Below are 14019 nucleotides of genomic sequence, written 5' to 3'. Positions count from 1 at the left end.
GCGTTGATCACCATGTAGGCGGCTTGCCCCCCGGCGGCAAACCGGCGACAAACACGCCATGCGCATCGCGACCTGGAACATCAATTCCGTCCGCCTCCGACAGGAGAACGTCCTACGCTGGCTGAAGGAGGCGGAGCCGGACGTGCTCTGCCTTCAGGAGATCAAGTGCCAGAACGAGCAGTTCCCGCGCGAGGCCTTCGAAGACGCCGGCTATAACTCCGCGGTGCACGGCCAGAAGTCGTGGAACGGCGTTGCGATCCTGTCGCGCCATCCGATCGACGAGCGGCATGTGAACCTGCCCGGCGATTCAGCCGACGAGCAGTCGCGCTACATCGAGGCCGAGATTTCGACCGAAGACGGCATCATGCGCGTTGCCTCGATCTACCTGCCGAACGGCAATCCGGTCGACACCGCGAAATATCCCTACAAGCTCGCCTGGATGGAGCGCCTTCGCCAGCATGTTGCGGCGCGGCTTCTCCTGGAAGAGCCGCTGATCCTCGCGGGTGACTACAACGTCATTCCCGCGGCCGAAGACGTCCACAATCCCGCAGCCTGGGTCGAGGACGCGCTGTTCAAGATCGAGACGCGGCAGGCGTTCGACGCTCTGCTCAATCTGGGCCTGACCGAGGCGCTGCGGGCGACCACCGACGAATCCGGGCTCTACACGTTCTGGGACTATCAGGCGGGTGCCTGGCAGCGGAATGCGGGACTGCGGATCGATCACCTGCTGCTGTCGCCGCAGGCGGCCGACCGGCTTCGCGGCGTGCGCATCGACAAATATGTCCGCGCCTGGGACAAGCCGTCCGACCATGTCCCGGTGATCGGCGACTTCGCGATCGAGCCCCGATAATGGACGTCACAACTTTTCCGTAGAGGTACGACTTGCCCCGCGCTCGCCGGGCAGCAAATTCTCCTGACCACAGTGGAGGTTAAAAAACCGGATGGAATATGCGATCGGACTTCTGTCGGATCCCGCAGCCTGGGCAGCCCTTGCGACATTGATCGCGATGGAGATCGTTCTCGGCATCGACAACCTGATCTTCATCTCCATCCTCACCAACAAACTACCTGAAGAGAAGCGCAGCTTTGCGCGCCGCCTCGGCATCGGCATGGCGGTCGTGCTCCGGCTCGCCCTGCTAGGAACAGTCGCCATCATCGTCGGCCTGACCGCCCCGGTCTTCACCGCATTCGGCCACGGCTTCTCATGGCGCGATATGATTTTGATCGCCGGCGGCCTCTTCCTCGTCTGGAAGGCGACCAAGGAGATCCATCACCACGTCGATCCGCCGGAAGAAGGCGACATGTTCGAGAAGGCGTCGGCGGCGCCGAGCGTCGCCGCAGCGATCGGGCAGATCCTCATCCTCGATCTCGTCTTCTCGGTCGACAGCATCATCACCGCCGTCGGCATGACCCCGCACATCCCGATCATGGTGGTGGCGGTGGTCGTCACCGTCGGCGTCATGCTGCTCGCCGCCGATCCGTTGGCGAACTTCATCGCTCGGAACCCGACCATCGTCATGCTGGCGCTTGGCTTCCTGCTGCTGATCGGTACGACACTGATCGCGGAAGGCTTCGGCGCTCATGTCCCGAAGGGCTACATCTATACCGCGATGGCGTTCTCGGCGGGCATCGAGCTTCTGAACATGTTCGCGAGACGAGCGAAGAAGAAGCCTTCAACGACGGAGCTGCACTGAGGCCGTGTCCCGGGCGGCGGAGCCGAGCCCGGGAACATACTCCGCAGCAGACCGAGATCGTCATCCTCCGGCTTGACCGGAGGATCGATCAAAGGTCGGGATGGATGCCCCGGTCGAACCGAGCATGACGATCCATCGGCACAGGGGTTATGGATTCCGGGCTCGGCTTCGCCGCCCCGGAAAGCGCGCTACCCGCGATTCAGCGCGGATTTGGGATCGATTGTGGTGACGGGCAAAGCGGAGGTCCCTGACTGAACGCAGGGACCTTAAGCGGAAACTCAGTTCCGTGCCTTCAGCCATCCGTCGAGTACGCCAAGGGCACCGCTGCGCTCCTCCTCGGAGCTTTCGGCCAGCGCCTTCTCATGCAGGTCGATGATCCACTGCGCGTCCGGGGCACCGGACTGCTCCGCCGCCTGGCGGGCCAGCATCATCAGCATCAGGCCGCGGGCCGGCTGCTTCTTCACGATCTCGCCCTTGAACATCATGTGGCCGAGCAGCGCGCGCGACGGACCGTGGCTTTTCTGCGCGGCGAGGTTCAGCCAGCGCACCGCCTGGGCCGGGTCGCGCTTCACGCCGTTCCCGTCGAGATACATGCGGGCGAGATTATACTGGGCGTTCGGATCGCCGTAGTTCGACGCCGCGTCCGTGAACAGGCGAACGGCCGCCTGCGGGTTCGGCTTCACGGCCGTGCCGGGAATGCCTTCGAGATAATACGAGCCGAGCCAGACCAGCGCATTGGAGACGTAGGGCGCATTGCTGCGGCCTTCGGGGCTGTCGGAGGCATCGTCGCCGGCCTTGTTCACCAGCTCGCGGAAATATTCGAACGCCTTGAGGTCGTCATGGCTGACACCGTCGCCCTCGGCATACATCCGGCCGAGCATCCACTGAGCGCCGGCATGCCCCTGCCCAGCCGCGAACTGCAGAGCCGATAGAGCCGAGGCCTTGTCACCCGCACGATAGGCATTGCGGGCCCGGTTAAAGGCATCGAGCGGCGAGCTGTCCGAAACGGGAGCGGACGACGCGGCGGTTCCGAGCGCCGTCGCATCGAACAGCCCACCCGCCGGATCGGCGCCGGTAATGGCCGCCGACCCCGCTGGAGCGGAAGTCGCCGGCGGCGCGTCAGGGGTCGAAGCCGTGCCGTCGAAGGCAAGGGCCATGTCGTTCGAGCCACTCTCGAACGGCAGCGGGGTTCCGTCGCTCGACCGGCCGACGTCGAAAGCCAACGCCGGACCGGCCGCGAAGACGGCCACAAACAAAGAGGCTTTAGCGCTGGCGCTAAATATCCGCATAACAGCGTGTCTCATGCTTTGCGCCTGGATGGGTGACGGCGCCGTTACGCGCCGGCCCTACGCCCTGGGCGAACTTCCACAAAGCCCCAGACCCAAACCCTGTCTCACGCGGCGTCCACTGCGCCTTGCGAGCCTCCAATTCTTCCGCCGACAACCGGACTTCGAGGCGGCCTTCGACCGCGTCGATGTCGATGATGTCGCCGTCACGGATCAGAGCGATCGGGCCGCCGACCGCTGCCTCCGGCCCAACATGGCCGATGCAGAAGCCGCGGGTTGCCCCCGAGAAGCGACCGTCGGTAATCAAAGCCACCTTGTCGCCCATTCCCTGACCGTAGAGCGCCGCAGTCGTCTGCAGCATCTCGCGCATGCCCGGACCGCCCTTCGGACCCTCGTATCGGATCACCAGGACTTCGCCCTCTTTGTAGGAGCGATTATTGACAGCCTCGAAGCAGGCTTCCTCATTGTCGAAGCACCGGGCCGGACCCGAGAACTTCTGATTTTTCAGGCCCGCAACCTTCACGATCGCGCCGTCCGGCGCCAAGTTGCCGGACAGGCCGACGACGCCGCCGGTGGGCGTAATGGGCTTGTTCGCGGGCATGACGACATCCTGCTGATCGTTCCAGCGAACCTTGCTCATGTTCTCGGCGATAGTGCGGCCGGAAACTGTCAAACATTCGCCGTGCAGGAATCCGTGATCGAGGAGTGTCTTCATGATCAGCGGCACGCCGCCGACCTCGAAGAGATCCTTCGCCACATAACGGCCACCCGGCTTCAGGTCGGCGATGTACGGCGTCTTCTTGAAGATTTCGGCGACGTCGAACAGATCGAAGTCGATGCCGATCTCGTTCGCCATGGCCGGGAGATGCAGCGCCGCATTGGTCGAGCCGCCGGTCGCGGCGACCACGGTCGCGGCGTTCTCCAGCGCCTTCTTGGTGACGATGTCGCGCGGACGGATGTTGCGGGCGATGAGCTCCATGATCTGTTCGCCGGCGGTCATGCAGAACCGGTCGCGGATTTCGTAAGGAGCAGGCGCACCGGCCGAATAAGGCAGCGCCAGGCCGATCGCCTCGGAGACGGTCGCCATCGTATTGGCGGTGAACTGCGCGCCGCAGGCGCCGGCCGAGGGACAGGCGACGGATTCGAGCTCATCGAGATCCTCGTCCGACATCGCGCCGACCGAATGCTTGCCGACCGCCTCGAACAAATCCTGCACCGTGACCGGCTGGCCGCGGAACGAACCCGGCAGGATCGAGCCGCCATAGATAAAGATCGACGGCACGTTGAGGCGGAGCATCGCCATCATCATGCCCGGCAGGGACTTGTCGCAGCCGGCGAGGCCGACGAGCGCGTCGTAGGAATGGCCGCGCATGGTGAGCTCGACCGAGTCAGCGATGACCTCGCGGGACGCCAGCGAGGACTTCATGCCCTCATGGCCCATCGCGATGCCGTCGGTGACGGTGATGGTGCAGAATTCGCGCGGGGTGCCGTTGGCAGCCGCGACGCCCTTCTTCACCGCCTGCGCCTGACGCATCAGCGAAATGTTGCAGGGGGCGGCCTCGTTCCAGCAGCTCGCCACGCCGACCAGCGGCTGGTGAATCTGCTCCTTCGTGAGGCCCATCGCGTAGAGGTATGAGCGATGGGGGGCGCGGGTCGGTCCCTCCGTCACATGGCGGCTGGGAAGATTGTTCTTCTGAAAAACCTTGGCGTCCATCTCTGTCCTTCGCGCGCTGCTTTAGCACACGTACGCAACCCGTTGAATGGACGACCGTTTTATGCCTCGACGGCTCACCTGAGGAGCGGCCGTCCTGGCCCCGCTCAAGCTGGTCACGACATGCGTCTTCCTCTATGGCGCAATTGGGGCAAATGTCTCTTAACGCGGAGCCTCTGGAAGCAATTCGGCAACAGCGTTGCGGAAGTGTCACACGACTGTTTCGACCCTTCCGGACCGCTCCCTTGCGGGCCCGAGATCCGGCATCTCCGCCACCGTCCGAAAGTCCTACGCGGGTCGTCCGCTCGTCATCAAATCGGGAGAGGTTCGCGCTACTGAAAACCCGATTTGGAGGTCGGACCATGATCCTTCGCACGATTCTCGCCGCCTCGGTCGCCGTGGCAGCCTTCACGGCCCCTGCCCTCGCCCAGGGGAAGACGCTCAACGGCCAGCGCGCGCTCGTCATCGCCCATCGCGGCACTCCGGGCTATCTCCCCGACCACACCCTCGAGGGTTATACCAAGGCCATCGAGATGGGCGCCGACTTCATCGAGCCCGACCTCGTCGTGACCAAGGATGGCGTACTGGTCGCCCGCCACGAACCGATGCTCGGTGGCACGACGGACGTTGCCGACCGTCCGGAATTCGCCGCCCGCAAGCGCACGCTCAACATCGATGGCATCCCGACCGAGGACTGGTTCGCCAGCGACTTCACCCTTGCCGAGATCAAGACGCTGCGCGCCAAGCAGCCGTTGGCCGAGCGCGACCAGAGCTTCAACGGCAAGTTCCTGGTGCCGACCTTCCAGGAGGTGATCGACCTCGCCAAGGAGCAGAGCCAACGCACCGGCCGCACGATCGGCATCGCGCCCGAGACCAAGCACCCGACCTTCCACACCGCGATGGGCCTGCCGATCGAGGACCGCCTCGTCGAGACGCTGCAGAAGGCCGGCTGGACCGAGAAGAGCTCGCCGGTGATCATCCAGAGCTTCGAGACGGCGAATCTCAAATATCTGCGCGGCAAGACGAACGTCCGCCTGGTCCAGCTCGTCGACGGCAGCTCGACCGACGCGCAGGCAAGAACACCGCCGAACCGCCCTATGTGAAGCCGTACGATTTCGTCGTCACCGGCGACAAGCGGACCAACAACGACATCCTGACCGCCGACGGCCTCAAGGAAGTCGCGACCTATGCCGACGGCATCTCGCCGTGGAAGGCCTATCTGATCCCGAACGTCCCGGTCGATGCGAACGGCGACGGCAAGCCGGACGATCTCAACGCCGACGGCAAGATGGACGAGCGCGACAAGGTGGCGGCGAAGCCGACCGACGTCGTGAAGAACGCGCACGCGACGGGCCTTTTCGTCCAGACCTGGACGTTCCGCAGCGAACCGCGCCGGCTGGCCTCGACCTATAACGGCGATCCGGCCGCCGAATACCGCGCCTTCCTCGACATCGGCGTGGACGGCATCTTCAGTGATTTCGCCGACCAGGCCGTCGCCGCGCGCAACAACGCGACGAACTGAGCAAACGGCCGTACCGCTTCCCGGCGGTACAGCCCCGTCTCGTCTGATTGCAGTATCGGGATTGTGGGACGCTTTGCCTGCACCCCGGATGGTTGAGCGCGGCCTATTCCTTGCGCGGGTCAACCGGCCGGTTGGACGCCGTGGGCCGCGGCTCCTCGAGGAGCGCCTTCAGTTCGGCGAGCTTGTCGTTGACGAGCCAGCCGTAATAATTCTCCTCCGGCAAGGCGCGCCCGGCCTTCGCCGCAAGAGCGGCCGCGCGTTCCTCCGACCCGCCGGTATTGTAGAGCGTCGCGGTGATGCCCGGGTTCTTGGAGATGTCGACATTGGCGATCGTCTTGTAGTCGTCGATCGCGCGACGGATGATCGCCGCCATGTAGGCGAGCGACTTGTCGGGGTCCATGATCGCCGAATAGACGTCCGCCGCCTTGCCCGCATCGAGCTTGGGATAGCCTGACGTCTTCGCCACCATGTCCGACAGCATCAGGGCCGTCAGCGGGTTCTCCTGCCCGAGCCCGAAAGTCTGGCCAGCGAAGAAGGGCTGGAAGAATACCGCGCTGAAGCGATTGTTCGGGAAAGCGGTTCCACCGACGGTGCGGCCTCGGAACGTCTTGTCCCAGACATCTTCGCGGCAGGACCAAAGCTTGTAGGAATCCGTAAGGTCGGCGCACTTCTTGAATTCGGGTCGCGTCGCGAAGTCCAGGACGGATTCGCTGCCGTAGCCGAAGCGGAAGCTGTCGCCGGCGTAAGAGACGGCCTTGATGTAATAGGTCTGCAGCCGGTCGTAAGCGTCGACATTGTATGTATGTTCGCCGACGATGGCGCCGATCATGTGGATCGGATCGATCCCATAAGTGGCGGCCGTCGACTTGATCTTCGAGATCAGCGTCTTGTCGTGCGCCAGAAGGTCGATGACCTTGTCGTACTTCTCGTCGAACGTGGTCTTGCCGGCCTTCGTCCGCGCGACGGAACCGCCCGGCACCTTGGGCTGCTCCTTGTTCCGATTTCCTTCCGGCACGACCAGAGGCCCGGCAGATGCCACCGAAGACATTGTCGCGCACGCGAAGACGAGGGCTACTGCCAGCAGGATACGTTTCAAGTTTTCCGTGTCCCTGGCACCCGGTTCGCTTACGGCCTCTTTAAGAAGTCACCGCAAACGCGAGTCTGGTTCGATGGTTCTGAACTTTTTGCAGAGACCGAGTCCGAACGCGAGCGACTTGCGAGCGCTCGCGACAGACCGGCGGTCTACGTGATGAAAAGGAGACAGATCAGGGGGATAAACCCTTCAGGCCACAACCTTTAGTCGCTCCAATGCATCCGCCAGTTTCATGCGACGCGCTTCCGCCTCTTCGCGGCGCTCGCGCTGCTCCTCGACCACTTCTTCCTTGGCGCGGGCCAGGAAGTCGGGATTGCCGAGCTTCTTGTCGATCTTGTCGATCTCGTCGACGATCTTGCCGATCTCCTTTGAGAGGCGTGTCCTCTCGGCTCCGAGATCGACCACGTCGGCGATCGGAAGCGCTCCGACTCCGCCGCGGACGAGAAGCTGCACCGCGCCGGCCGGAGCCGAATCGGCGAAGTCGATGCCGGACAGGCGCGCCTGACGGCGAAGCGCGTCCTCGTAGCGCCTGGCCCAGGCCTGCACCTCGGCGGAAGCCCCGATGAGGAGAAGCGGGATTTGGGCGCCGCCCGGCACGTTCATCTCGGTTCGGACCGAACGGACCTCGGAGATCATGTCGACGAGCCAGCCGATCTCGGCCTCCGCCGCCTCGGTGTCGCTCTTCGGTAGTTCCGGCCAGTCCGACAGGGCAAGCAGCTTCGCGCGGCCGCCGGCCGGAGCCGTCACCGCCCACAGCTCCTCGGTGATGAAGGGCATGAACGGGTGGAGCAGAGCGACGATCTGGTCGAGCGTCCAGGACACTGTCGCGCGGGTTTCGGTGCGCTCGGCGCTGTCCGTCTCCGACTGGAGGACCGGCTTCGCCAGTTCGAGATACCAGTCGCAGAAGATCGACCAGGCAAAGCGATAGACCGCGTTCGCCGCATCGTTGAAGCGATAGGCCTCGATCGCGGCGCTCGTTTCCTTCACCGTGCGCGCGGCCTCGCCGACGATCCATTTGTTGAGCGTGGTCGTGACCGATGACGGGTCGAAGCCCGGAACGACGGCGCACTGGTTCATCTCGGCGAAGCGGGTCGCGTTCCAGAGCTTGGTCGCGAAGTTGCGATAGCCCTCGATGCGCGACTTCGCGAGCTTGATGTCCCTGCCCTGCGCCGCCATGGCGGCGAGCGTGAAGCGGACCGCGTCGGCGCCGAACTCGTCCATCAGTTCGAGCGGGTCTATGACGTTGCCCTTGGACTTCGACATCTTGGCGCCCTTCTCGTCGCGGACGAGCGCGTGGATGTAGACGTCCTTGAACGGCACCTCGCCCATGAACTCGATGCCCATCATCATCATCCGGGCGACCCAGAAGAAGATGATGTCGAAGCCCGTCACGAGGACGGAGGTCGGATAGTAGCGTTTCAGCTCCGGCGTCTCGTCCGGCCAGCCCATCGTCGAGAACGGCCAGAGCGCGGACGAGAACCATGTGTCGAGAACGTCCTCGTCCTGAATGAGGAAATCGCTCTGCGGGCCGCCGAGCAGTTCCTGATGGATCGATTCCGCCTCGTCGTCCGAGAGCATGTTCTCGGTTTCGTTGCGCAGGATCGCGGCACGCAGTGCGTCCTCCCGGCTCTCCTCGACGTAGACGTGGCCGTGCGGGTCGTACCAGGCCGGGATCTGGTGTCCCCACCAGAGCTGACGCGAGACGCACCAGGGCTGGATGTTCTCCAGCCATTCGAAATAGGTCTTCTCCCAGTTCTTCGGGACGAAATTCGTCTTGCCCCCGCGAACCGCCGCGAGCGCCGGCTGGGCAAGCGTCTTCGCATCGACCCACCACTGGTCAGTGAGCATGGGTTCGAGCACAACGCCCGAGCGGTCGCCGAACGGCTGCGGGATGACCTTGTCCTCGATGCCGCGGAGGAGACCCATCTCCTCGATCTCGGCCACGACCATCTTTCGGGCCTCAAACCGGTCGAGGCCGAGATAACGCTCCGGCACGTTGTCGGACATGCGCGCGTCTTCATCCATCAGCATAAACAGCGGGATGTCGTGACGACGAGCGACCTCGAAGTCATTGAAGTCGTGTGCGCCGGTGATCTTGACCGCGCCTGAGCCGAATTCCGGATCCGGATATTCGTCGGCGATGATCGGAATCAGGCGCTCCGCGACCGGCAGGCGGACCATCTTGCCGATGAGATTCCTGTAGCGCTCGTCGCTCGGATGGACCGCGACCGCGCCGTCGCCGAGCATGGTCTCCGGACGGGTCGTCGCGATGACGATCTCAGCGATGCCGTCAACCGGGCCTTCGGCGAGCGGATAGGCGAAGCGCCACATATGGCCCTTCACCTCGCGCGTCTCGACTTCGAGATCGGAAACCGCCGTGCGGAGCTTCGGATCCCAGTTCACAAGGCGCTTGTCCTTGTAGATCAGGCCCTTGCGGTGAAGCTCGACGAACACCTTGCGGACCGCCTGAGACAGACCCTCGTCCATGGTGAAACGCTCGCGCGAGAAATCACACGAGGCACCGAGGCGCTTTAGCTGGTTGATGATCGTGCCGCCGGACTCTTCCTTCCAAGCCCAGACGCGCTCGATGAACTTCTCGCGGCCCATATCGCGGCGCGACGGCTCCTGCCGTTCGGCGAGCTGGCGCTCGACGACCATCTGGGTCGCGATGCCCGCATGGTCCATGCCGGGCTGCCACAGCACGTCCTTGCCGCGCATCCGCTCGAAACGCGTCAGCACATCCTGCAGCGTGTTGTTGAGCGCGTGGCCCATATGCAGGGAGCCGGTGACGTTCGGCGGTGGGATGACGATGGAGAAGCTCTCCGCGCCGGGCTTCGCATTCGCGCCGGCCTTGAACGCCTGGGCCTTGTTCCAGGCCTCGGAGATGCGTTCCTCGATTTCGGCAGGCTGATAGGTTTTCTCGATTGGCATCGAATATCGCGATTGTTTCTACTGGCGCCGACGGCTCGGCTGGGAATTTCGGATTCTCGCGCTTTACAAGCGGAGCGGCACGAGAGTGTCAACGCAAGCCGGGTTCATTCTCGCAATAAGACGCATTTGAAGGCGGCCTCAACGGCGTTAAATCACGAACTTCATGACATCCGTTTCCGCCTCCGCCGAATCTACGACAGCCCCGATCCGCATGATTTTCTGGCTTGCCGCGGCGGCTTTCGCGAGCTCGGCTTCCGTGCGCGTGGCCGATCCGCTCCTGCCTTCGATCGCCGGTGAGTTCGGAGAATCGATCGGCGGCGCCTCTCATATCGTGACGGCCTACGCGATTGCCTATGGCCTGTTCCAGCTGGTCTACGGCCCGCTCGGCGACCGGATGGGCAAGACCTTCGTCGTCACCATCATCACGCTCGGCGCCTCTCTCGCGACATTCGCCTGCATTTTCGCGACGTCGCTTGGAGCACTGACCGGACTGCGCTTTCTTGCCGGCGTCTTCGCGGGCGGGCTGATCCCGCTTTCGCTCGCGTATATCGGCGACACGGTGCCGCTAGCCGCACGCCAGACCATGCTGGCGCGGTTCGTCGTCGCGAACACTTTGGGGCTCGTCCTTGGACAGGCGGCGGGCGGCTTCCTGGCGGAATATCTGAGCTGGAGAGCGGTCTTCGGCGGCCTTGCGATCTTCTTCCTGATCGCGGCCGTAGGCCTTCGACGAGAGCTCGGACCGCTCCGCGATCTACGACCGGTCGGCACTCCGCCACCGCTTCTGGAATCCTACCAGAAGGCGTTCGGACTGTTTCGGCTGCCGATGGTACGGGCCGTGCTGTCGTCGATCTTCCTCGAAGGCGTCCTGCTGTTCGGCGCCCTCACCTTCGTCGGCAGCCATCTGCATGCCCGGTTCGGTCTCGGCCTCGACCGCGTCGGCCTCGTCCTCGCGCTGTTCGGCATCGGTGGCGTCTTCTATTCGCTCGCGGCGCCGCTGTTCATCAGGACCATGGGCGAGCGTGGCCTCGCCTCGGCAGGCGGCGTCCTGCTGGGAGTGGGCTTCCTGGGAGCGGCCGTCTCCGGCCCCTCGCCGTTTCTCGTCATCGCGCCCGCAATGGGGCTCGGCTGGATGATGCTGCACAACACGTTGCAGACAAAGGCAACACAGATGGCGCCGGAAGCGCGTGGCTCGGCGATGGCGCTGTTCTCGTCGTCTTTCTATATCGGCCAGACCACGGGCGTTGCGCTCGCAGGCTTGTCATTCGACGCCTGGGGAGCCGTACCCGGCTTCGTCACGGCCGCGATAGGCCTGCCGCTGCTAGGCGTCCTGTTCGCTGTGTTTCTTGGGAAAATCGCGAAAACCTGACGGGCAGAATATCCGACGATCAGCGGCGATTGCCGCGCGAGACACGCTCGATTTCGGCCTGGACGAGACGTTCGACCACGGCCGGCAGATTGGTGTCGAGCCAATCCTTCAGCATTGGCCGCAGCATCTCCTGAACGAGGTCGTCCAGCGTACGGGCATTTGCGGCAAAGATCGTATTGGCGAGCGATCCGAACGAGGCGGAAACCGCGCGGCTCGCCTCCGCCGCAAGCAGGCTCTCGCCAGACGGCGCGCTCGAACGCTTGGGCGTGGACGCCGCGCTCTCTTCCGGCAGCACGGCCCAGTCCGACATATCGTCTTCGTCGGGTGGTGACGCTGGTGGCGGTGTCGGATCGCGGAACTCGACCTCGTCCGGAACGGATTTCAGCGGCTTGGTGAGTTCGAGAACGTCCTCGTCCTCTTCCTCGTCGGCAATAGCGTCCCAGGGATCGACGGCCTCGGCGGCTAGTTCCGGCTCGGGCTCCTTGCCGGGCAGAGGAGGCGAGTCGAAGCTTGCGAGCATCGCATCGATATCGTCCTGGCTCATGCCGGCCATGTCGTCCTCAGCCGCCGCGGCGGGCGCGGGAGGCGGAGGCGGCGCGGCCTCGACGGCCTTCAGCGCAGGCTTCGCGGGGGCGGCAGGTGCGGGAGCGGCAGCCACCGGCGTCTCGCTCGGATCGTCGTCGGCGATGATCCGGCGAATGGAGGCGAGGATCTCCTCCATCGTGGGTTCGTGCGCTTTGGCGGTGCTGCTCATATTCGAAAAGGCCCCGGCGACACTAAACCTCGAAGGAGAATCATTGTTTCCCTGAGGTTGCGAGTATCGCACCGCAAAAATGGAAGACAAGAACCCTCGATTGCGTTTCCCCGGCTGACGCCGGGGTTGGCAATATCAGCGGCCGTCAGGCGTGCGCTGGCCGAACCACCTGTCACGCACCTGGTCGTAATGGATGCGCGAATCGTAGGTCGCGACCTTCAGGTTCAGCTGCACGACGTTCAGTCGGCCGATCGCCTGAAGCAGCGCATAGGAGGCGACGACACGGTCGCGCTGCGCGGTGATCAAGGTAACGCGGGCGTCGAGCAGGTCCTGGGTGAAGTTCAACACGTCGAGCGTGGTGCGCTGGCCCACCCGGTTCTCCTCGCGGACACCGTTCAAGGCGATCTGGGCCGCGTCGACCTGCGCCTGCGCGGCAATGATCTGGGACTTGGCGCCTTCGAGCGCGCCCCATGCCGACACGATGGCAGCACGGACCTGATCGCGGACGATTTCCGCCTCAAGACGGCGCTGGCCCAGGGTCTCCTTGGCCTGACGGATCACCGAATATTCCTGACCGCCCTGATAGATCGGCACGGTCAGCGTGGTGAGGACGGTGCCGTTAAACGTGTTGGTGTAATCCTCGCCGCTGAGGCCGCCGCCGAGCGCGTCGTCACGCTGCGTGCTGACGCTGCCCTGAAGATCGACCGACGGAGCGAGCACGCCCTGGGCGACCCGCACCTGAGCCGCCGCGGCGTCGACGGCATGGAATGCCGAACGCGTGGCCGGATGTTCCTTGAAACCGACCTGGAGAGCGGCATCGAGATTCGGAGGCAGCAGCCGGTCTACGGGCTTGCCGGGGAAGAGCTTGGTCGGCTCGTTGCCGATCACCTGGCGGTAGACGGCGCGGCTGGCCTTCAGATTGGCTTCGGCGACGCTGAGGTCGGACCGGGCGCCGGCGAGGCGCGATTCGGAGAGCGCGGTATCGGTGCGGGTGACCTCGCCGACCTGGAAGCGCTCGTTCGTGGCGCGCAGTTCTTCGCCGAGAAGGTCGACGTTGTTGCGGCGCAGGTCGAAGATCGCGAAATCGCGCAGCACGTTCATGTAGGCTTCGACGCCGTCGAAGAGCACGTTCTGCTCGGTGTTCAACAGCGTCTCGCGGGAGGCGAGTACGGACGATTCCGCGACCTTGACGTTGTTCTTGGTCTGGAAGCCGTTGAACAGGTTCTGGTTCAGCGTAACGCCGGCGCTGCGGCTGAAAACCTCGCTGTCGTTGATCGAGCGGATGCCCTCCTGGCGACGCTTGATTCGCGTGTCGACATAGCCTGCATCGGCGGAGCCGATCACCGTCGGGCGGTAATCGGATAGCGCCTGCGGAACCGCCTCGTCCGTTGCGCGGGTATTGGCGCGCTGGGCGTTAAGAGTGGGGTTGCCTTCATAGGCTCGGGCGAGCGCCTCGGGCAGCGTCTCCGCGCTCGCGGGAGCCGTAAAGCCTATCGACCCGACAACTGCCAGTAGCGGTACGGCGCAAAGCGCACCGGACATTCTCGTTGTCGGCTTCATGTATCGATCGCCCCAAAACGCATCAAACTCAGCCGGTCCCTCACCGGCTCGCTTCAATTTAGTGATCGATTAAGAAGTGGAACACCCGAACAATCCCGGTCC

General features: G+C 64.1%; 11 protein-coding genes. 5 read left to right on the top strand and 6 right to left on the bottom strand.

Annotated features, from left to right (window positions below; genetic code table 11):
• Window positions 1–58 precede the first annotated feature (58 nt).
• Window positions 59–850 carry an exodeoxyribonuclease III gene (xth, locus tag ACFPFW_RS08735; protein WP_114957594.1) on the top strand — a complete coding sequence of 264 codons (792 nt, stop codon included), beginning with the start codon at window positions 59–61 and terminating at the stop codon, window positions 848–850.
• A gap of 91 nt (window positions 851–941) precedes the next feature.
• Window positions 942–1694 carry a TerC family protein gene (locus ACFPFW_RS08730; protein WP_114957593.1) on the top strand — a complete coding sequence of 251 codons (753 nt, stop codon included), beginning with the start codon at window positions 942–944 and terminating at the stop codon, window positions 1692–1694.
• 278 nt (window positions 1695–1972) lie between these two features.
• On the opposite strand, the gene ACFPFW_RS08725 is transcribed toward ACFPFW_RS08730, so the two are convergent.
• A complete protein-coding gene (locus ACFPFW_RS08725; RefSeq protein ID WP_162799724.1) occupies window positions 1973–2944 on the bottom strand; it encodes a tetratricopeptide repeat protein in 972 nt (323 codons plus the stop codon).
• A 25-nt stretch (window positions 2945–2969) separates the two neighbouring features.
• Complete coding sequence (gene ilvD, locus ACFPFW_RS08720) at window positions 2970–4694, bottom strand: dihydroxy-acid dehydratase (RefSeq protein ID WP_114957591.1); 1725 nt, start codon at window positions 4692–4694, stop codon at window positions 2970–2972.
• Between the two features lie 359 nt (window positions 4695–5053).
• On the opposite strand from ilvD, the gene ACFPFW_RS08715 reads away from it, so the two are divergent.
• Complete coding sequence (locus ACFPFW_RS08715) at window positions 5054–5794, top strand: glycerophosphodiester phosphodiesterase family protein (protein ID WP_379770314.1); 741 nt, start codon at window positions 5054–5056, stop codon at window positions 5792–5794.
• On the top strand, window positions 5791–6213 hold the full coding sequence (locus ACFPFW_RS08710) for a glycerophosphodiester phosphodiesterase family protein (RefSeq protein WP_379770311.1): 423 nt from the start codon (window positions 5791–5793) through the stop codon (window positions 6211–6213). The genes ACFPFW_RS08715 and ACFPFW_RS08710 overlap by 4 nt, the downstream gene beginning before the upstream one ends.
• Before the next feature lie 103 nt (window positions 6214–6316).
• On the opposite strand, the gene ACFPFW_RS08705 is transcribed toward ACFPFW_RS08710, so the two are convergent.
• On the bottom strand, window positions 6317–7261 hold the full coding sequence (locus ACFPFW_RS08705; RefSeq protein ID WP_114957653.1) for a DUF1402 family protein: 945 nt from the start codon (window positions 7259–7261) through the stop codon (window positions 6317–6319).
• A 234-nt stretch (window positions 7262–7495) separates the two neighbouring features.
• Complete coding sequence (locus ACFPFW_RS08700; RefSeq protein WP_114957590.1) at window positions 7496–10237, bottom strand: valine--tRNA ligase; 2742 nt, start codon at window positions 10235–10237, stop codon at window positions 7496–7498.
• A gap of 163 nt (window positions 10238–10400) precedes the next feature.
• On the opposite strand from ACFPFW_RS08700, the gene ACFPFW_RS08695 reads away from it, so the two are divergent.
• The gene (locus ACFPFW_RS08695; RefSeq protein WP_114957589.1) at window positions 10401–11603 is read left to right on the top strand and encodes an MFS transporter; all 1203 of its coding nucleotides are present in this window, start codon (window positions 10401–10403) and stop codon (window positions 11601–11603) included.
• Between the two features lie 19 nt (window positions 11604–11622).
• Here the strand turns inward: ACFPFW_RS08695 and ACFPFW_RS08690 are convergent, their stop codons facing one another.
• Both ACFPFW_RS08690 and ACFPFW_RS08685 read right to left on the bottom strand, forming a co-directional pair.
• Complete coding sequence (locus tag ACFPFW_RS08690; RefSeq protein WP_114957588.1) at window positions 11623–12357, bottom strand: PopZ family protein; 735 nt, start codon at window positions 12355–12357, stop codon at window positions 11623–11625.
• Window positions 12358–12492: 135 nt separating this feature from the next.
• Window positions 12493–13917: a TolC family outer membrane protein gene (locus ACFPFW_RS08685; RefSeq protein ID WP_114957587.1), complete on the bottom strand. Its 1425-nt coding sequence runs from the start codon at window positions 13915–13917 to the stop codon at window positions 12493–12495.
• Between the last annotated feature and the right edge of the window lie 102 nt (window positions 13918–14019).

The sequence above is a fragment of the Flaviflagellibacter deserti genome, assembly GCF_042652085.1.
GTDB lineage: Bacteria > Pseudomonadota > Alphaproteobacteria > Rhizobiales > Methylopilaceae > Flaviflagellibacter > Flaviflagellibacter deserti.
Note: the sequence above shows the minus strand (reverse complement) of the source record. Positions and strands in the feature narration are given on the sequence as shown.